At 37.1% G+C, this 19,284-nt stretch carries 23 protein-coding genes and 1 pseudogene; 4 read left to right on the top strand and 20 right to left on the bottom strand.

Going from position 1 to position 19,284, the window contains the following annotated elements; all coding sequences use genetic code 11:
• Positions 1–54: 54 nt before the first annotated feature.
• A complete protein-coding gene (rpmG, locus tag AAJG31_RS15325) occupies positions 55–204 on the top strand; it encodes a 50S ribosomal protein L33 (RefSeq protein WP_004231780.1) in 150 nt (49 codons plus the stop codon).
• A 210-nt stretch (positions 205–414) separates the two neighbouring features.
• On the opposite strand, the gene AAJG31_RS15320 is transcribed toward rpmG, so the two are convergent.
• From AAJG31_RS15320 to AAJG31_RS15305, 4 genes are all read right to left on the bottom strand, one after another.
• Positions 415–1,149 (bottom strand): hypothetical protein, encoded by a 735-nt coding sequence (locus AAJG31_RS15320; protein ID WP_115673134.1) that lies wholly within the window; start codon positions 1,147–1,149, stop codon positions 415–417.
• Positions 1,150–1,160: 11 nt separating this feature from the next.
• Positions 1,161–1,442: a hypothetical protein gene (locus AAJG31_RS15315; protein WP_048394106.1), complete on the bottom strand. Its 282-nt coding sequence runs from the start codon at positions 1,440–1,442 to the stop codon at positions 1,161–1,163.
• Positions 1,435–2,007, bottom strand: a complete 573-nt coding sequence (locus tag AAJG31_RS15310; protein WP_048394104.1) for a hypothetical protein — start codon at positions 2,005–2,007, stop codon at positions 1,435–1,437. The genes AAJG31_RS15315 and AAJG31_RS15310 overlap by 8 nt, the downstream gene beginning before the upstream one ends.
• An 84-nt stretch (positions 2,008–2,091) precedes the next feature.
• Positions 2,092–2,742: a hypothetical protein gene (locus AAJG31_RS15305; RefSeq protein ID WP_004231775.1), complete on the bottom strand. Its 651-nt coding sequence runs from the start codon at positions 2,740–2,742 to the stop codon at positions 2,092–2,094.
• Positions 2,743–2,977: 235 nt separating this feature from the next.
• Here AAJG31_RS15305 and AAJG31_RS15300 point away from each other — a divergent pair, with 235 nt between their 5' ends.
• Positions 2,978–4,165, top strand: a complete 1,188-nt coding sequence (locus AAJG31_RS15300) for a hypothetical protein (RefSeq protein WP_279493339.1) — start codon at positions 2,978–2,980, stop codon at positions 4,163–4,165.
• Positions 4,166–4,328: 163 nt separating this feature from the next.
• On the top strand, positions 4,329–4,946 hold the full coding sequence (locus AAJG31_RS15295; protein WP_048394100.1) for an exosporium glycoprotein BclB-related protein: 618 nt from the start codon (positions 4,329–4,331) through the stop codon (positions 4,944–4,946).
• A gap of 79 nt (positions 4,947–5,025) precedes the next feature.
• Here AAJG31_RS15295 and AAJG31_RS15290 read toward each other — a convergent pair whose 3' ends face one another.
• From AAJG31_RS15290 to AAJG31_RS15230, 13 genes are all read right to left on the bottom strand, one after another.
• Positions 5,026–5,538, bottom strand: a complete 513-nt coding sequence (locus AAJG31_RS15290) for a YfiT family bacillithiol transferase (protein WP_279493341.1) — start codon at positions 5,536–5,538, stop codon at positions 5,026–5,028.
• Positions 5,539–5,804: 266 nt separating this feature from the next.
• Positions 5,805–6,284 (bottom strand): hypothetical protein, encoded by a 480-nt coding sequence (locus AAJG31_RS15285; RefSeq protein WP_279493342.1) that lies wholly within the window; start codon positions 6,282–6,284, stop codon positions 5,805–5,807.
• 72 nt (positions 6,285–6,356) lie between these two features.
• On the bottom strand, positions 6,357–7,001 hold the full coding sequence (locus AAJG31_RS15280) for a hypothetical protein (RefSeq protein ID WP_131520935.1): 645 nt from the start codon (positions 6,999–7,001) through the stop codon (positions 6,357–6,359).
• Positions 6,998–7,486 (bottom strand): GNAT family N-acetyltransferase, encoded by a 489-nt coding sequence (locus AAJG31_RS15275; RefSeq protein WP_048394093.1) that lies wholly within the window; start codon positions 7,484–7,486, stop codon positions 6,998–7,000. The genes AAJG31_RS15280 and AAJG31_RS15275 overlap by 4 nt, the downstream gene beginning before the upstream one ends.
• Before the next feature lie 82 nt (positions 7,487–7,568).
• Positions 7,569–9,140, bottom strand: a complete 1,572-nt coding sequence (locus tag AAJG31_RS15270) for a BCCT family transporter (protein ID WP_048394092.1) — start codon at positions 9,138–9,140, stop codon at positions 7,569–7,571.
• Between the two features lie 119 nt (positions 9,141–9,259).
• The gene (locus tag AAJG31_RS15265; protein ID WP_112116804.1) at positions 9,260–10,030 is read right to left on the bottom strand and encodes an alpha/beta hydrolase-fold protein; all 771 of its coding nucleotides are present in this window, start codon (positions 10,028–10,030) and stop codon (positions 9,260–9,262) included.
• A complete protein-coding gene (locus AAJG31_RS15260; protein WP_066038038.1) occupies positions 10,030–10,809 on the bottom strand; it encodes an ABC transporter ATP-binding protein in 780 nt (259 codons plus the stop codon). The genes AAJG31_RS15265 and AAJG31_RS15260 overlap by 1 nt, the downstream gene beginning before the upstream one ends.
• Positions 10,810–10,838: 29 nt before the next feature.
• Positions 10,839–11,834 carry an iron ABC transporter permease gene (locus AAJG31_RS15255; protein ID WP_016993066.1) on the bottom strand — a complete coding sequence of 332 codons (996 nt, stop codon included), beginning with the start codon at positions 11,832–11,834 and terminating at the stop codon, positions 10,839–10,841.
• Between the two features lie 28 nt (positions 11,835–11,862).
• A complete protein-coding gene (locus AAJG31_RS15250) occupies positions 11,863–12,870 on the bottom strand; it encodes an iron ABC transporter permease (RefSeq protein ID WP_009370610.1) in 1,008 nt (335 codons plus the stop codon).
• Between the two features lie 155 nt (positions 12,871–13,025).
• Complete coding sequence (locus AAJG31_RS15245) at positions 13,026–14,009, bottom strand: ABC transporter substrate-binding protein (RefSeq protein ID WP_279493347.1); 984 nt, start codon at positions 14,007–14,009, stop codon at positions 13,026–13,028.
• A 204-nt stretch (positions 14,010–14,213) separates the two neighbouring features.
• Positions 14,214–15,044: an AraC family transcriptional regulator gene (locus tag AAJG31_RS15240; protein ID WP_048394085.1), complete on the bottom strand. Its 831-nt coding sequence runs from the start codon at positions 15,042–15,044 to the stop codon at positions 14,214–14,216.
• A gap of 10 nt (positions 15,045–15,054) precedes the next feature.
• The gene (locus AAJG31_RS15235; protein WP_103118936.1) at positions 15,055–15,519 is read right to left on the bottom strand and encodes a DinB family protein; all 465 of its coding nucleotides are present in this window, start codon (positions 15,517–15,519) and stop codon (positions 15,055–15,057) included.
• A 21-nt stretch (positions 15,520–15,540) separates the two neighbouring features.
• A complete protein-coding gene (locus AAJG31_RS15230) occupies positions 15,541–16,110 on the bottom strand; it encodes a nucleotidyltransferase family protein (protein WP_048394081.1) in 570 nt (189 codons plus the stop codon).
• Between the two features lie 112 nt (positions 16,111–16,222).
• Between AAJG31_RS15230 and AAJG31_RS15225 the strand changes: the two genes are divergently transcribed.
• Positions 16,223–17,017: a sulfite exporter TauE/SafE family protein gene (locus AAJG31_RS15225; RefSeq protein ID WP_279493348.1), complete on the top strand. Its 795-nt coding sequence runs from the start codon at positions 16,223–16,225 to the stop codon at positions 17,015–17,017.
• Here AAJG31_RS15225 and AAJG31_RS15220 read toward each other — a convergent pair.
• From AAJG31_RS15220 to AAJG31_RS15210, 3 genes and pseudogenes are all read right to left on the bottom strand, one after another.
• On the bottom strand, positions 17,014–17,379 hold the full coding sequence (locus AAJG31_RS15220) for a nuclear transport factor 2 family protein (RefSeq protein ID WP_048394078.1): 366 nt from the start codon (positions 17,377–17,379) through the stop codon (positions 17,014–17,016). The genes AAJG31_RS15225 and AAJG31_RS15220 overlap by 4 nt on opposite strands.
• Before the next feature lie 54 nt (positions 17,380–17,433).
• Positions 17,434–18,284: pseudogene (locus tag AAJG31_RS15215) on the bottom strand (DMT family transporter).
• 46 nt (positions 18,285–18,330) lie between these two features.
• On the bottom strand, positions 18,331–19,281 hold the full coding sequence (locus AAJG31_RS15210; RefSeq protein WP_279493351.1) for a proline dehydrogenase family protein: 951 nt from the start codon (positions 19,279–19,281) through the stop codon (positions 18,331–18,333).
• Between the last annotated feature and the right edge of the window lie 3 nt (positions 19,282–19,284).

The raw sequence follows: 19,284 nt of genomic DNA, 5'->3' as shown, positions 1-19,284 counted from the left end.
TGAGAAATATATTGTTTAAATCGTAATAATTACTATTTAAAAGGAGGTCCTTCAATGCGTGTACAAGTAACACTAGCCTGTACTGAAACAGGTGATAAAAACTATATTACTACTAAAAATAAACGCAATAATCCCGAAAGATTGGAGCTTAAAAAGTACTCCCCTCGTCTGAAGCGTGTAACCCTGCATAGAGAAACAAAATAATATTGGAATGGGGGTCATGATGAGTTCCTCATGAGCGGGTCTGACCTGTTTTAGAGTGGTGTCTTCTACTTTGTGAGCGGGGTTAACCTGCTTTGGAGCGCCTTCCTCTTCTTTGTGAGCGGTTGAACCTTCTTATAAGCTTTTTATGCAAATCAAAAAATGACTGTTTCAAAGGCATATCTTTGAAACAGTCATGATGAAATTTTATAGCTAAAGCTGCTCACTATTGATTTCTAACGCTAGTTCATTCAATTTCTCATCTAATTCATCGAGCATGCGTAATCTAAAATCTATTTGTTCGTCAATATTAACTCCTTGTTTCATTGATGTGCTACCATCCTTAGATTGTTTCTTTAATGCAACGATTTCATTGGATAATCTCTCAATATCTAGATTTTTCGTCTCTAACTCACTTAGTAAATGTCGATGAAGGTTGTCTGATTCTACTTTCTCTCTATGGTATTTTTCTAGTGTCTCTAAAATATTCTCCATTTGTTTACTTGCTATGGTTGTATAGTCACTTAACTTTTTATCTATGCCTTCCACAATAGACCTTTCATTTGAATCGATCGAAGCCTCCTTTGATGCTTGAAATTTGTCCATCAATGACTTTTTTTCAGCCCGCAATTCTGCCAATTCCTTTAATAATGCCTCAATGGATGCAATTTGCTTTTTTCTTTGCGCTTCTCTCTTCTGAATTTCTTCATCGTAAGCTTGCAATTCTTTATCAAAGTCTCTTTTCAACTTTAGGAGTTCCATCGAAAGTTCTTTTTTATGCCTTGTTAATTGAACATTTTCTCGTTCAAGTCGAAGAACCAAAGCATAATAATCACTATCTCTAAGTCTTTTTACTTCATTTTTGTACTTGGCTAACTCGGCCCTTAAAAAAATAATCATTTGTTGGAGCTGTATTGGATCATTGTTTTTCACAATATCATTGTCCATCATCACACCCCCTAGCCTGAATATCTTTTTAGTAAATCGACCACCTCTTCAAGCTGCTCTCTACTTTCCTCTAGTAAATCATCCAGCTGCTTCATCCATTTTTCTTCTAACTTTGAATTCTCTATTTGTTCAACATGACTCTTTTCGTCTGAAACAAGATAGGCTATTAATAGCTGTAATGTACTTTTTTCAAGAAAGGCAAAGCTATTATCTTGTTCATTACGACGACTTAGCTGTTCCTTTACTAATTGTTGAATTACACTACCAAACTCTTGTTTTTCGTTGTCACCCATTGTCTTCCTCCTGTGTTTGGCCCATTCCATTTAGATTAATTGGATTTAAAACAACAACACCTTCTGTGAGCTGATCGCAATATGTAAAACCCATAATCGTGCCTGAATATGATAAATTATGGGACCATTTTATTTGAAAATTGGTAAATGAAATGGTTTCATTCGGTTCGATTGTTGATTTACCAACTGGTCTCAGCCAATACTCCTCTTTGCTTGATTTGTCATTAAAACGCTCCCACTGACTCTGCCCCTGAGTTTTAAAATTCGGAGTGAAATTTTCATGAACATATCTCCCTGAAAAATAAAACGGTGACTCCTTGGGTATTGTTATACACAAAGATGGGTTCGTGACGGCTGCACTACCAATATTACGAATATGATAGGAGCCTAAACATAAACTCTCTTGCTCAGGATCATAAGAAATATTAAGTGCAGTTGTAAAATAACTAATGAGGTTAATCCTATTCGGAATTGCTAATTCCTCAACCAACCTTTTAATATCATGAACATAGGCATTTGTTTGTTCTTTTAGTGCCTGTATCTTGTCTTCAATACGATCTGCCACTTTAAACCTCCTTGTTATTTCCATTAAAAAAAGAGAGGATTACCCTCTCTTCATAGTATGACTTTCTTCTTTTTGTTATCACAATTAACCAACAGTTGGGAAAATAACTGGGCATTGTTGTGGACGAACCGCAGTTGGACATGAGAATGGTAAGTCTGCTCTTGGTTCGCAGAAAGTTGCTAAAAATTCCACAGTAACTGGGAATGTAGATTGAATACTTTGACAAACAGCAACAGTAATTGTCAACGCAGAGAACGTGATTGTACCTGCTGCAGCACCTGTTCCAACACTAAGTGTTCCAGTTGTACAAACGAAGCAATCTAAATCTGTGTATAAAATTTCAACGTCTGTTCCCTTAGGTGCACATAATGTCACTTGCTCACAGCGAGAAACTGGAATATTATTGCTTGTGAAAACAGTACCATTAGGTAAAGTAACGACAATTGTTAGAATGAAGTTCTTTTGAACATTTAGATGTTGCAGACAAACAGTTGATCCATCAATAGAGAATTGGCGATTCTCACGGTTCAGAATCACAATTGGATTTGTAGTTGCTGGAATTACTCGACAAGTAACAATAGCACCTGTTAAGTCAGTAGTTGCTGTAACACCTGGGAATGTAATTGGTCCAGTAGGTGAAATATCAAACGACATTTCTTTTACAATCCAGTCGTATACCTTATCAACATTTATACAGATTAGTTCCTGCGCCTGGGATGGCATATGCTCTTGCATCCTTTTGACACCTCCATAAAATTTTTATCTTTCGTTTGTAGCATATGTTTTTCAGCTATAAGTGCATGGGCTAACAAATAGTTACATTGGATATTTATTAAAATCAATCAAGATTTGTTTTCATACTCCTCCCTCATTAACGATACGAATCAAAATGTTGAAAGAACCGTTATATTTGTAACAGAAAGTCAATATTTTTAATAAACTAATAATGGACTGAAAGGGGTGAACTACAATGGAAGAGTCAAAATTGTATACCACTCAAGAAATTGAAAATTTAAAGGAAAAAATTGAATCTTATAGAGAATCATTAACCTCGTTAAAAATGGGGAAGTCAATTGAAGATTTCCTTTATATGAAGCAGGAGTTTGATGGACTAAAAACACAGATGGCCCATTTAGAAGGGATTACAGAGACATTGGATACTAAACAAAATTCATATATAAAAGGATACGACGATCAAATCAAGGTTCTTTCAACACAGCTTGAGTCTTTGAATCAAACCATTGAAGGAATGAACCAAGAGATTTTATCAATTTTAAATAAGATATTGCCAATTAAAGGAAATGAAACAAAAACCGTACCTCCCTCCATTGACATGCCTGCACAAACTTATTCGAATCTTTTACCTAGACAACCTAGAATGACACAGACAGTAGATCAAACTACAATTACATCAGCACAACCTTCTTATAGACTACTACAAAGTGTGGCAGGTAAAGCCAAAAACCACCAACCAAATGTAAATATCGGGGGTCCCTCTCCTCAGAATGGTCTACCGGAAACTAAACCTGAAGAACGGCATTTTAATCAGCAATATTTCCAATCAATCAATACGCACCCCAGCCAAATATACAATGGTTTATACAGAAACACGACAGTTGAATCCACCTTCCATTTTAAAAATGCCATGGATGCAAAGGAAGTTCCAGTAAGTGTATATGATCCATCTGCCGTACAGCCTGCTTCAAGAGAAGAAAACATTGAGAATGATACTTTACAATCTTCTATAGTTAATGAATCAGATAGCACTAAAACTGAAACATTCAATAATCCTATGGAGGCTGTGAAAATTGAGAATGAACATAACAATCTTGAGAATCCCATTGTAACGAATGAATCGATAGAACAAGTTCTCTTGGAGCAACCTAGCGAACCTGTTAGTCAAGACATTGAAGCAATAGCTAGTGAACCTCTCAAGCAAATCATTGCAGAAACAGTAGCAGAACCTTCAGCTATAGATCATTCTCCTTCATTGGAAACAGAAGAATATGTTGAAGTGTATCATGCTGATGCAACCTATGAGGTTCATCCGTCCTTTGAAGAAGAGATCATGCAACTTGAATCTGTAAACAAGCCGATTGAGGAAGAACATAAAAAGGGAAAAAACTCATTTTTCGATTTCTTTAAAAGATGGAGTTAACATTATCTTAAACATCCACTATGTCAAAACATACATAGTGGATGTCTTTATGTGTCAAATAAAAGCAGTCATTAAGAAATCATTGAATTTATAGGTGAAATAGATAATTGCCCTTAACCCCTAATCTGAAATGAATAGAATAATGAAGAAAGGGGGTGTAAAAATGTGTTTGAATAACTCAATGTGTGGCTGTTCAGGTAACGGTCATGGTAACGGGGAGTGTACTGCACTGGGACCTTTTGTTGCAATTGACGCTGCATGTATTACTCCACCAGTAGCTACTGGTTCTATTATCCCATTCTCATCAGGAATAACTCCTGTTGCATTAGTAGCTGCTGCTACTGGTTTAATTGCAACTGTAAGTCTTGTAGGTTTTGGTACAGCAGTTCCAGGGATTACTCTTGCTGGCGTTAATATTGATTTAACAACTTCTGCTGCTACAGAAGCATTTACGGTTCCACGTCCAGGTACTATTACATCTATTTCTGCTACAATCTCAGCAACTGCTGCTTTAACTCTAACTGGAACAGCAACTGTCAGAGCACAGATTTACCGCGCAGTTCAAGGAAGCAATGTATTCAGCCCTACTGCAGCATTTGTTGATTTATTACCACCTTTACCACTAATAGCATTGGCAGTAGGTACGATTGCAAGTGGTAATGCAAACGTTTCAGTACCTGTAAGTACTGGTGATCGTTTACTAATGGTATTCTCTATGACTACTACAGGAGTTGCTGCTACACTTGCTGGTAACGCAAGTGCTGGTATTACTATCGTATAAAATAAACTTAAATAAAAAATGAAAACAAGTGATTTCCTCATTAGCAGAAATCACTTGTTTTTTCATAAAACATCCATATTTATTTAACCAAAGCATTCTGAATATGTGCCAAATGATGCTTACCATGCCATGCATAAAGGCCAATTGCATGCTCAAGAGTCGTTAGGCCTGAATCAGGATGATTAAAGGCTCTTTGTAATTGTTCATCCGATAAGCTTGACAGTAAATAAATCCAACGTTCATGTAAACTTTCAATTAAATTAAAAGAAATTGCTACTGGCATTTCAGAATCTGGTAGCTGTGCCCATTCTGCCTCATCGTATGGCTTAATGGTTGGTACATCCTCTGTTAACGCTAGCTTAAAACGAATATAGCTATTCATATGACTATCAGCAATATGATGGACTAGCTGTGTCACAGTCCAGCCATTTTCACGGTAAGATTTTACTAAGTCTTGCTCGCTTGCACCACTTAATGCCTCTGCAAGTTGTTTTGGTAACAAACGAATTTCATTAATCCACTCTAGTACTTGCTGTGAATTCATTTCTTTGGGAAATTGGAATTGTCCAATGGGATAACGTAAATCTTTCATACTGCTGACCTCCATTTTATTTTTTATATTACCAATTTAATATTTTTCTTGCTACAACCATGCACTGTAATTATCTATGTTCAATAGCTCTTCGCATTTAAATTTTTGAATGGCGTCTTCAGCATCTTGTGCATTTCAGAAATATGAAAGCAATACACAATGCAAGCTTACATGCGCACACCATACACCTCCTTTCCCAATACATATACAAACATCAAAAACCCTTATTTTATAAGTATAAATACTTACAAAATAAGGGTTTACTATTATTCCTGGATATCGTATATCAACGTATCAAAGTATTTTTCATTTGTATACAGTAGAATAGCCCATTCACCAGGCTTAGGAACTTTCACATGAGAAGGTGTATGAGCATCTGCTCCATTAACAGGTCCTCCGAGTCCTATGCTCCAACCATTCGCTAAAATCGGTTGTATGACTTTAGAGTCTCTATGGTATCCAATAACTGTTAATTCTGTATCTCGTACTTCATCTATTCCCCATAGATGCCACATCCATTTTTGTGTGCTTAGACTAGGCATATTCGCACCAATGACACCCGACTTATCAGCATTACCAATAATGCCTCTATCACCAAATTCCACTGCCTTTTGATTCCAATCAACTGATTCAATATCACTTTCTTTCACAAAATCAGGTAGATCCTCTGGCATTGTAACATTTACTTTGTCTGTACAACCCACTAAAAATAATAGCAATATACATCCAAATACAACTCGTTTCATAACATCCCCCTTTCTTATGAAACGTTTGTTTTAACCAGATTGTTACAGATAATTCTGTAAATTATGAAACTATCATTTTATCGTACTCTTTACAATATCAACTAATGACTTTAATGGATGGAGAATTGTAATCGCCGTGTGATCTTCAAATCGTTGTGCTGCATCCACCATCGATAGCTGGGCAACTGATATGGATTTTTCTTCAGCTGACAAATTATGTAAAGCCCTTAAAATAGCATCATCATAGGCTTCCTTTTTCCCCTGCATAATGAGATTAAATGTATGCTCAATAATTTTTCCCTCTACATCTACTGATACTCCTTGATGCTTAGCATATTGGTGAAGTCTTGCCATCGTTCCTTCGACAGTTGCAGGATTTGTAAAAAGAATAAATTGAGGCTGTTGCTTACATATACTTTCAAAATAGGGCTCATCTATCTTTATGATAGGGATCGAGGGATCGAACAAAGTTTCATCCTCTAATAAAGCAATATAATTTGTACACGTTATTAAAATGGCATCCACATCACAGCTAATCATCCATTCAATTTGCTCCTTAACTTTACGTGCTAAACCATCACTACCTTTAGACACGTGCTGTATCACGCCAGGGTCTACAAAATGGAGTATCTCTATGTCTTCAGCGCTTTGAAAAGCCTGCTCAATGTATTGTATATTGGAATAATGAGCATGCAAGCAGGCGACCTTTTTTCTCAATTAAACTCCTCCTCATTGGAAAGTCTCTTTTCCATTGTTGCTATTACTAGAGAGTTACCATTACGATTCTTCACCATTTCCTCTTTCGTTACAACATAACCTAAAGAACGATATAACTCAATATTACGTGGAACACTCATACGTACTTTGCACTGACTAATTGTAATCCCCTTCGATAGTGTATATTGTTCAAGCCAAGAAATTAGTGTTTTAGCTAAACCTTGTCCCTGTCTTTCTGGGATAACTGAAAGTCTAAAAAAATAAATTCCCTTTGTACTGAGGGTAAACCTTACCATGGCAACTGGCTGTTTTTCGATATAGCCAATAAACGCTTGTTCACTTTGCTGCATTGCCTGCTCAATAGAATCCACCGTTTCACTTAGTGCACTGGATGGTGGAGTAGCTTTTTCATATTCTTGAAACGCCTGTAGCATCACCTGATGTATAACTGGGGCATCCTTGCTCTGTGCTAAAACAATTTCCATCCTAAACCACCTCTTATCGTTTTTTATTCATAATAGTGCATATTAAAACAAAAAGAAACCGTATTATTTCGAATACGGCCTACTACTTAGTATGTTTGTCTTTCACTTTTGCTTCCTTTTCAATATGCTTTCTCGCTATTTTCAAACGTTGGATATCCTTTTTCTTAAGAGGAATAATCTCTTCCTTCATCATCTTAATATAAGAAATCATTAATAAAAGTAACACCACTGTAAAGGGTAATGCAGCAATTAACGAGGCCGTTTGTAATGCTTCAAGACCTCCTGTATACAATAAAACACCTGAAATAGCTGCCATCAAAACACCCCATACAAACTTTGATAAAATGGTGGGATTTAAAGATCCTTTTGTCGTCATACTTGCCATAATAAAGGTGGCGGAATCAGCAGAGGTAATTAAAAATATTATGATTAAAAGTATTCCAATTGTGGATGCAATCATTGAAAGTGGTAAGTGTTCAAAAAGCTGGAAAAGAGCAACCGTTACATCATTATGAACAGATTGAGCGATTTGTGCATCTTGATGTAAATCAAACCACATCGCAGTTCCTCCAAAGGTCGCGATCCAAAAGCAGGCAATGAGGGGCGGAATAATTAATACACCTATAATAAATTCTCGTATAGTCCTGCCTTTGGATACACGAGCTATAAAGGAGCCTACAAATGGTGACCAAGCAATCGCCCATGCCCAGTAAAAGATTGTCCAATCCTTCACCCAAGTTCCACCAACATATGGCTGCATCCTTAAACTATATTGAATAAAATTTGAAATATAATCACCAATAGCTAATGTAAAGGTTTCAAGTATAAAGATTGTTGGGCCTGTAATAAAAACAAATAAGAGTAAGACGATTGCTAAAGTCATATTGACATTACTCAGAATCTTCATCCCTTTTTGTAGACCTGTTGTGGCTGATAACATATAGCCAATAAACATGATAAGAATAATGGCCACTTGCAAGATAAATGTATCTGGCAAACCAAAGACAAATGTCAAACCTCCATTTGTTTGTAATACGCCTAGCCCTATAGACGTTGCTACCCCCATGACGGTAGCAATTACTGCAAGAATATCGATCGTTCCTTTAACGACTCGATTTGTTCCAGTGACAGGCTCTAAAGCAGTGGAGATGAGCATATTTCTTTTTTTATTGAATTGTACAAAGGCCATAACAAGGCCCAATATGGCATAAACAGACCACTGGCTTAATCCCCAATGAAAGAATGAATATCCCATCGCCAGTCGGGCTGCATCCGTTGATAGCGGTTTTGTGTCACTGAAGGGTGGTGAAAAATAATGACTCATTGGCTCAGCTACTCCCCAGAAGACCAAACCGACACCAAGTCCAGCTGAAAAGAGCATGGAAATCCAAGTTAGAAAACTAAACTCAGGGCGACCATCTTCCGATCCAAGGCGAATGGTACCATATTTGCTAATTGCCAAGCCAAATAAAAAAATAACGATAATAAAGACTGACATTAAATAAAACCAGCCAAAATAATCCGTTGTCATATGAAATACGCTGTTTGCTACGTTCTTAAATTTTTCTGGTATCGTTGCTCCGATAATGACCAAAAGAAAAATTGCTCCACTTGAAATAAGAAATACTGGGTTTCTTAAAATTTTATTTTGCATACAGCGCCTCCATTTATCCCAGACAGATGACCAAATTTCCTTTATTATGCGTATCATTCGTTAATTTTATTAATAAATAAAAAAGAAACCGCATTATCAAAAGACAATGCGGTCTACTATTAATGTGATTTATGCATAAAACGTATGGCTCTACTCATAACAGTTGGTACGATCGAAGCATGATTTTCGTTTAAAGCCTCATAAAATTCAACATTCATTATTTTTTCTAATACTGTCGCCATTTGGCGCGCATCATCCACCATAAAGGTTTCAAGTTCACCAGCGCTCAAAAACAAAGTTTCGTTCATATCTTGATGCTCGTTCAGAAATACTGAAGCACACTGCACTAATTCATGCTCATTCCACCAAATGGAGGGGCTAATAGCTAGATAGCGCTGGAAGCTGGATTGGTGGTGAAATAGTTGCCACAGTGCAAAGTAACCTCCTAGGGAATGACCAAATAAAGCTTGCTGTGCTTGATTTACTGGATATTGTGCCTCAATCGTCGGCTTTAGCTCTTCTTCTATAAAGCGACTAAAATCCACTGCTCCTCCAAGCTTCTCATGACCTTTTCCTTTAAATCTTGCTGGATAAATATAAGACTCCGCAGGTGCTGTAAAATCATAAAATCTTCTTTCACGCATATCGTCGCCATGACCAATTCCAATAACAATAGCTGGAAGGATACCTGTTTTTGGTGCATTACGACTTTGTAGACGCACCGCTTCCTTTACAAGGTTAAAATAGGATGAGCCATCAAGTACATACAAAACTGGAAAGCCATCTTGTGGCGCTTCCTCCTCTGGCACATAGATATTAATCGTGTACAAATAATTTGTCAATTTTGAAGTCATATGTTGTGTAATGTAGTCTACTTTAGTTGTATTCATTAGATATCCTCCTTCAAAATTTCATAGCCATAACATACAGGTGTGTTGGTTACAGGATCTTCCATAATGCGTGCATCAATATTAAATACTTTACGCATTACCTCAGCACTTAAAATTTCCTGTGGCGTGCCAGTTTGCATAATAGTACCCTTACGCATTGCAATAAGATGATCTGAATATCTGGCCGCGTGGTTAATATCATGTAGAACCATCACTACTGTACAGCTGTGGTGCTCATTTAAACTTTTAACAATGTCCAATACCTCTAGCTGATGCGCCATATCTAAATAAGTAGTAGGTTCATCCAATAGCAAGATATTTGTTTCTTGTGCTAAGGCCATAGCTAGCCAAACACGCTGACGCTGACCTCCTGAAAGCTGGGCAAGCTCCCTATTTCGATATTCCATCGTATTAGTAACTGTTAAAGCCCATTCAATCATTTCCTCATCCTTATTCGTTAAACGATTGACATTGTTGCGATGTGGATAGCGACCATACGCAATTAACTCCTCCACTTTCAATTGACCAGGAGCTATCGGTGTTTGAGATAATATTGCTAGTTTCTTGGCAATATCTTTGGTCGATAAATTTTGCATATTTTGCTCCTGCAAATATACCGTACCTTGTTGTTTTTTTAAAATACGTCCTATTGTTTTAAGGAGTGTAGATTTACCACAACCATTTGGACCGATGATTGTAGTCACTTTGCCCTCTTCTATCGTTAAATTTAACCCTTCAAAGACACGTACCTGCTCATAACCTGAAGCCAAATTTTCCATTCTAAATGCAGTTTGCACGCCATTTCCTCCTATGCCTTAGATTTCACCAGTAAATACAAGAAATACGGAATCCCAATAATTGAAACAACAATACCTACAGCCAGTTCCGATGGTGCAAAAACGGTTTTACCAATAAAATCAGCGAGGATTAACAGACCTGCACCAATTAAAGCACTCACTGGCATAACATAACGGTGCTGAATACCAACAAGCTGCTTGGCAATGTGTGGGGCCATTAAACCTATGAATCCAATACTCCCTGATACGGACACACAAGCACTGACAAGACCTACACTGGCTAGTAACAGCTTCATTTTCTCCTTTTCAACAGCTATTCCTAAACTTGTGATGCTATCCTCTTCAAGCTGAAAATAATCGAGTAAATATGATTTTCTATGCACATATATTCCTAAAATCAAAAGCCAAGGTAGCATCGTAAGCGCAAAGATCCAATTCGCATTATAAATTGAACCTGCCATCCAAATAGCCGCTGATTCAAAATCTTGTGCACTCATTTTTAAGGATAGGAACAAGGACAAAGCTCCAAATCCACTATTAATAGCTATACCAGTTAAGATTAATCGCTGCATATCCAGATGACCATTTTTTAAAGCAAATGAAAAAATCAGGATAGCTGCAATTGTTCCACCGATAAAACCGAATAGTGGCATCATTAAAATTGACATCCAGCTGTTCATATCTGCACTCACTAGCTTTACTTGAAAGAAGTACATGAATAGTACGACTGCTGCACCAGCTCCAGCATTAATCCCTAATATTCCTGGATCTGCTAGTCCATTGCGTGTAATCCCCTGTAATACAACTCCTGCCATACCTAAGCCAATACCGACAAGTCCAGCAATGACAATCCGAGGTAAACGGAATTCAAATATAACAAGATCAAACTTTGAATTTGACTCGATCCGCAGCAATGTTTTGATAACATCCATTACAGACATATCAAAAACACCATTTGTAATATGTAAATAGCTCGCAACTAAAATCATTAAAACAAGCATCAGCATGGTTAAAAAGAATACACTTGAGGTTTTTTTACGCACGTTTTTCACCTCCGTGCTTACGAACTAAATATAAGAAGAATGGTACACCGACCAATGCGGTTAAGACACCAATTGGCGTTTCAAATGGATAATTGACAACGCGGCTCAGGACATCACAAAGCGCTAAGAAAAAGGCTCCAATGACAGCTGCACAAGGAATTATATAGCGATAATCAACACCAACAAGGAAGCGTGTAATATGTGGTATGACTAACCCTACAAAGGCGATTTTCCCTACAAGGGCAACCGCTGTCCCTGTCAAACATACGACAGCTAGCATGCTAATAATACGTACTGCTTTTGTTTTCTGTCCTAGCCCCATGGCAATATCTTCACCTAATGAAGTAATGGTAATCGCTTTTGCCGATAATAAAGCCAAGATCAACCCAGTTAAACCAAATGGAATAGAAAGAATCAGCATATCCATATTTACCATATGTACCTTTGTGTTATACCAAGCACTTACTGTTTGTGATACTTGGAAATACATCGCAATAGCAGTAGCAATACTACTTAAAAATGTGCCAATGACCGTTCCAATTATGGCTAGCCTTACTGGAGATAAGCCATTGCGGATTAACGAGCCAAAACCAAAGACAATACCAGCTCCCAATGCAGAACCAAGCATCGATAATAAAATCATTTGATAGTTTGGTAGCCCTGGAAAAAAAACAATGGCTAATGTAATGACAAATGCAGAGCCATCATTGACACCCATTAATGAAGGCGAGGCTAAATAGTTTCGTGTAATCCCCTGCATGACTGCACCGGCAACTGCTAAAAATGCTCCAACTAGTAATACCGCGGCAACTCTTGGAATACGGCCTGTTCTTATAATTTGATGATCGACATCCGATGGATCAAATGCTGTCATCGACTGCCATACTGTAATGGCACTAATATCTTTTGTCCCATACATAACAGAAATAAGTGCCACAAGGGCAATAAGGAAAGGAGATATCGCTAATATTGAAAACGACACTATGTTTGTTTTTTTCAACTTTCACACCTTTTTCTTTATCCATTTTGCGGTACACAATATCAATCACTTAAGTGTATACCCTTAACAACTGCCTGCAATGAAAAATGCCACATCTTACAAAAGGCTGGTAATAGCCCGGTGATACCACCAAATCTACTACCAGCCTGTTTATACTATTTAAATAATTTTTCAGCCGCAGCATCTAAGAATTTCACCTTAGACCAAGCAGTACCACCTTGTGCTAATGGCTCAATTGTGTTGACGAAAACTTGATTATTTTGTGTTGCCTTTAAGCTAGTGAAAATTGGATTCTTTTGTAGCTCCTCTAAAGCTTTTGGCGTATCCTTATTCTCGGAATCCTCGAATTGCAGGAAAATCACATCTGGATTTACTTGTGCTAATGTTTCAAGTGATAGTTCCGCTTGCGCCTTAGCTGTTGTAACAACTTCTGGTACAGGTGCTCCTAAATCTTCATATAGAACAGGGTTTAAATAAACGCCTGCTGGATAGATGTACATCACTCCACCACGAACACGGATGATTAATACTTGCTTATCTGCTAATTGCTCCTTGGATTTTACTTGGGCATCAGCAACTTTGGCTTCATAGTCAGAGATGATTTTCTTTGCATCCTCTTCCTTCCCAGCTAATTGTGCAAGCAATGTTAAATTTTCTTTCCAATTTGTTGAAATATGTGAGTATGGAATCATTGTTTGAATTTTGTTGAGCTTTTCAGCCGTTTCTTCAGGGAATTTCGAAGTACCCACAATTACATCAGGATCCAGATTAAGAATGGCTTCTGCATTTGGCTCCATTTTATTTCCTACAAGTGTAGCTCCTTCAAAATTTGTTGCTAGATAGGCAGGAACTTTTCCACCTACTTCTAGAACACCTACTGGCTTAATACCAAGCATTGCCGCATCTTCCATTGATTCAAGACTGGCAGCGACAATGTTCTTTACTTCGGCTGGTAGCTCATATTGCTCGCCTAAGTACGTGATGGTCTGCGTTGATTTAGCTTGCTCTGTCTGTGATTCTGTTGCACTTGTCTCTGCTGTATTAGCTGTTGATGTTGCTTCCTCAGCTTTGTCTGTTCCACATGCAGCCAGTGATAATGCTAATAGTGCTGGTGCACACATTTTAAAATATTTATTCATAGATATTCTCCCCTAACGAGCTCATATTGATAATGATAATCGTTTTCATATATAAGTCAATATATAATTGATACTCATTATCATTTACGGATACTATCCTAACAAAGTGAAAAAAGATTGTGAATGGACGATTTCGAAAATGACATGGATTTTTGCCGATTTAAGCAATAAAAAAACTGCTTCTTTTTTATAAGAAACAGTCAATTATACATATCTGGCTTCCTCTATTTTTAACTTGCGATAGGCTGAGGGAGATAAACCCGTACACTTTTTAAATACTCTGCTAAAATAAAAACAATCTACATATCCAACACATTCCGCAATTTCAGCTACAGGTATTCCACCATATTCTAGTAAGTCTTTCGCACGTCGTATACGGTATTCTGTTATATATGTACTTGGATTCATACCTGTATGCTGCTCAAATAAATAAGCAAAACGACGACGCTCAATGCCCAATTCCATCGAGATATTTGATACTGAGATTTGCTGTGCATAATTTTCATGTATATACTGTAATGCCTGTTCCATTAATTCGCTGGCACTATCTAAAACCTGCATTTTTGCCGCTACAAGGATATCTTCCAACAAATTCATAAATAATGTCTTAGACTTGAATACAGCCATATTACCAGGAAAGGAATAGCTTTCTACTAATTGCTGAACATGGCTAATAATTTGTGTGTTAAAGCCTGTATTGATTAGAAAATGTTGCTCGGCTAGTGGATATAGATTTATTTCTTCTGTAGGTAGGCTGTAATGAACAACTGCATACTCCCAACCTTTATGGCCAGTCGCTCTCACTTCTATCGGCATCTGGGGGCCAGCATGGGCAATCATTCCTGGCTCCATCATATAGGGGGTTCCATTAAAGCTAAAGATCGCACTCCCTGCAAGTGGCACTACTAAACCACACTTTTCTGGAGCTGTTGTTCTACCAGCATCTACTTCACCTGGCTCCATTTTTTTAGTAAAAACATCTGTAAATTTTACAGAAGCATGTGCAAAGTAATCAATTAAATACTTGATATCCATATGCTAACTCCTATACATGTATAACATTCTGAATCTGTGAAAAATGATGTAAATCATGATTGATTAATCCTACAAAATAGTCGATTATAGTCATTTCTGACTGCCCAATTTTAAATGACTGTTGCCATTGCTCATCTGTCCATTGCTGAATATCCTGCAATAATTGACGCCTTGTGGAAATAAAATCATTCAATGTTTCCTCCATTGTTTGTTCACGGCTTTTCTTAGCTGCCATCGTATTCAAATGTGCTACATCTGGCCCTTTCGGCAGACGCTCATCTGTAAAGAGAAAAGGAATTCGGTAATTTTGCACAAACTTGTCCCATGGAGGAAGATGCCCAATTACCTCTGCAACCGACCATTTCCCAGGTTCAATGGGCATACGCCATTGTGCCTCAGATAACCCTCGTAAATTATCTATCCAATCTAAAGATTTTATATAGTGTTTAATGACATAGGTTTTATCTTGTTGCAATTGTTCCCCCTCTTTCTTTTTTTATTGAAGATGAATTTTCAATTCTGGCCAACATAAATGCCATTGTTTTTGCTGTATTCTTTGACGATAAATCGCATAGGCATACTTATTTTCTAGGTAAAACGATGTTGGCTCTACTATGCCTGCTCCTAAAAGATGAATACCGTACGGTGCTGCAATCTCTAGTACCCCATCTGATAATTTTACTCCAATTGCCGTTGGGATTTCTGGGAAATGAGAGATTCCATCAACAGCAGACTGATATGGTTTACTACCATTTAGGACATGCATTCGTGCTTGATTTTTCACGGACCAAGGCTCGTTTGGAGATAACTTTCTCAGTTCTTGCTCATACTGCTTCTCTACTTCTTCTGCTAAATTTTCTTTATCAAAATATATCACATCAATATCAGCAATTGGTGTTCTTTCCTCCTTATTGTGAAGGTAATCCCATACCTTTGAGCGAATAATTCCTGCGCATATCCACCAATCTGGTAGTTGCAAGTTTTCTACTGTGGATAAAATGCTCATCATCCAGTCATCAGATGCAATTAAGTTCTTCAGCTCTTCCTCCGATTGAAGCAACCTCATTCTGTCAGCCTCCATTAATATAAATTAAATTTATAAATCACTAAAAATTATATATTAGATTTATACATTAACACCATTTACCCTAAAGCTAATAAAAGAAAGGGAGAAGCTTATGAATAAAATGATCATGCTGTTATTATTTGTACTACTTAGCTTAGTTGGACTTTTCTATACAAACATTTCTTTAACACTCATATGTATCGGAATGGTAGCTGCTTTTATTGGTACACTTGCGGGAGGTGGTGGACTAATTACACTTCCTGCCATGATGCTTGTCGGTATCCCTATTCAAACAAGTATTGCCACAAACAAATTTTCGACAGGCATTTCGTCTTTATCCAGTATTTTTTATCTACTCTATCAGAAGGAGCTACATCTCACATCTATCATCAAATATATAGCTCTTGCTATTGTTGGGGGGATTTGCGGCTCACTTTTAGCGGTTTCGCTGTCTGAGCAAACTATGAACTATATGGCCTGTGTACTACTTCTTTTGGCTTTAGTCGTAACTTTAAAAAATAAGGCGTGGACGGAAGTTTCTGATTCGCTAGAACATCAAGCACCTCATTTTTGGCAACCATTTTTCATCGCTATGTATGATGGTGGTTTCGGCCCTGGCTCTTCGACATTTAGCATCTTACACTATCTACGTACTCATCATACTTACATAAAGGCTGTACAGCTCACTCGAGTACTCCTCTTCGGGAGCTGTACAGGAGCATTTATTGTGTTTTATCACACTGGCTTTATTCAATGGCACTATGCAATTGCTATGGCAATTGGCTCCATTATAGGCTCCCAATTAGGTCTTATAGTGCTCCCATACATTCCATTAAAAATAGCCAAAACACTACTAACATTGATTATTATATTGTTGCTTGTTCAAGTTACATTGAAAATAATTTAATGACCACTACTCAAATGCTCATGAATTACCTTCCATTGATCCTTAACTAATGTAAAAATATTAGTTGCTCTACCGCTACCTGATACAAACTTTTCGTTATGATAGCCTTCATAGTGATATGTATAAAGACAGGTAGCCGTCGTTTCATCAACGGTTAACCATTTTACATCAGTAGCTGAATAAACCTCTTCTTTAATGACATTCCATGCATGCTTGAAATAAGCCTCAATCTCCTCTGTTGTTGTGCATGTTTTATCAGAGAACCAATAAATTGCTTGTGGATGCAAAATAGCCTTTACTTGATTAAAATCATGGGTATTTGTTGCTTGGATATAATGTTCCAATGCTTGTTGATGTGTCATCTTCACCTCTCCTTTTTTCACAATATTATCCGATAATTAACTTTTTATAAATCACTAGTTCTGTATCCCTTTCTGCTTTGACAGTAAATAGATGGCAGCTATAATTAAGAAAAAACCACAGACCTGAAGATTAGTTATTTTTTCATCCAATAGAATAGAAGATAAAATCATACTACTAATTGGCAATAAGCTAGTAAGTACACCTGCCAAGATGCTGAAATTACTGCAAGACCCTGTTGCATCAAAAGAAACGCTATGACGGTTACAACAATGCCGAAATACAATACTAATCCCCACTCTGCAACTGATATTTCTTTAAATTCAAAATATCTGCTTTCAGCTACAGCAAATGGGAAAAATAATATGACGCCAAATAAGCTAACCATAGTTGAGACTGTAAGAGCACTCATACGATAAGAAATTAACTTACCAATGATGATAAATAAAGATTCGCAGAATACTGCCCCTATAATGAATAGATTGCCTAATAATGAAGTTGAATAATGGTTAGTAGCAGAATAGTTAGCAATGTTCATAAAGATAGCTCCCACTACGGCAAGGAGTATGCTAATACCCACATTCCTCGTTAATTTCTCCTTCAAAATAAAATAGGATAGGAATGCCGTGCAGACTGGCAGAGTACCAGTAATAATACCAGCTTCCATAGCAGTCGTTTTTGAAAGACCATGGAGCATTAATAGATTAAATAAAAACACTCCTAATAACGCTTGTAAAAAAATCGCTACTAACTCTTTTCTGTTTAATGTTGAAAATCCCTCTATCTTTATCCACAAAGGAATCAAAATAATTGCAGCCACAAGAAATCTTAGTTCATTAGCTAAGAAAATTGGAAAACTTTGAACAACCAATTTGCCCGCAACAACTGAACTACCAACGATACTCATCGCCACAATAACTTTCCCACTACTCCAGATCCACCTATTCATTTTTCTATACTACTCGTTCCATGGATTCATTAATAATATCGGTTACTGCTAAATATAGGTTTTCAGGGTTTTCAGCAATTCGGTGGCAAAGATATAAGTACCACTCATTTCCATACGTTAAATATACTCTACAACGATAATCTTTCCTTCTTAATTCATTGAGTAATGTAGGGCGTACACCATAAAGCATCTCAACTTCAACATTTGAGTTATCAAGATATTGACGTCGCTCTATCTCTTGAATAAGCATTTCATCATGTGTAGCGATTGATAACGGATGATTCGCATTTACTAACTGATCAACATAATCAAGATAATGCTTGTTCAGTTCTTCTGATCTGATCATGGCTATATCGACAGACTCTTGAAAAGCCCCTTTAACAAGTCTTATTTTCCCTGGATATTGCATAAGTTCTTGTAAATCTAACTTTGTACGATAAAGATGCACTTGCAATGTAATTCCAACATTTGTATACTCCGTTGCTATTTTTTTGTAAAGAGTGATAATATCATTAGTCTTAGAGGATTCTTCCATACTTATCATCAAAGTTATTCCATACTGCTGAGCTTTTTGTGTAAGCTCTTCAAGATGCTTATAAGCTATCTCAGCATTAATAGAAAGACCTATATGAGATAAATCGAAAGATACTGTTTGCTTCAAAGATAAAATCCCCATTTCCTCAATTACTTGTAAAAGCTCATCCTTTGCTCTTTGACAATCCCTTAAATTGGTTGTATTTTCCCCAATATATTCAATGGAGATATTATAATTGTCATTAAGATAATTACGTGCAGCAGCGATGGCATCCTCTCTTTTTTCTCCTGTTACATACCTTTTTGCTGCTTTCCATAATAATGGGTAGAGCTCTGTTGATTGCTGCACCGCATATTTCAAGCGCTCGTCTCGTGCCGCGGCTTTTAAGGCCTGAATCACTAATTCTTCTGTTTTCTTCATATT

It is taken from the genome of Lysinibacillus sp. BS3 (assembly GCF_039614735.1).
GTDB lineage: Bacteria > Bacillota > Bacilli > Bacillales_A > Planococcaceae > Lysinibacillus > Lysinibacillus capsici.
The sequence above is the reverse complement of the archived record's forward strand: the minus strand, read 5'-3'. Positions and strand labels throughout refer to the sequence as shown.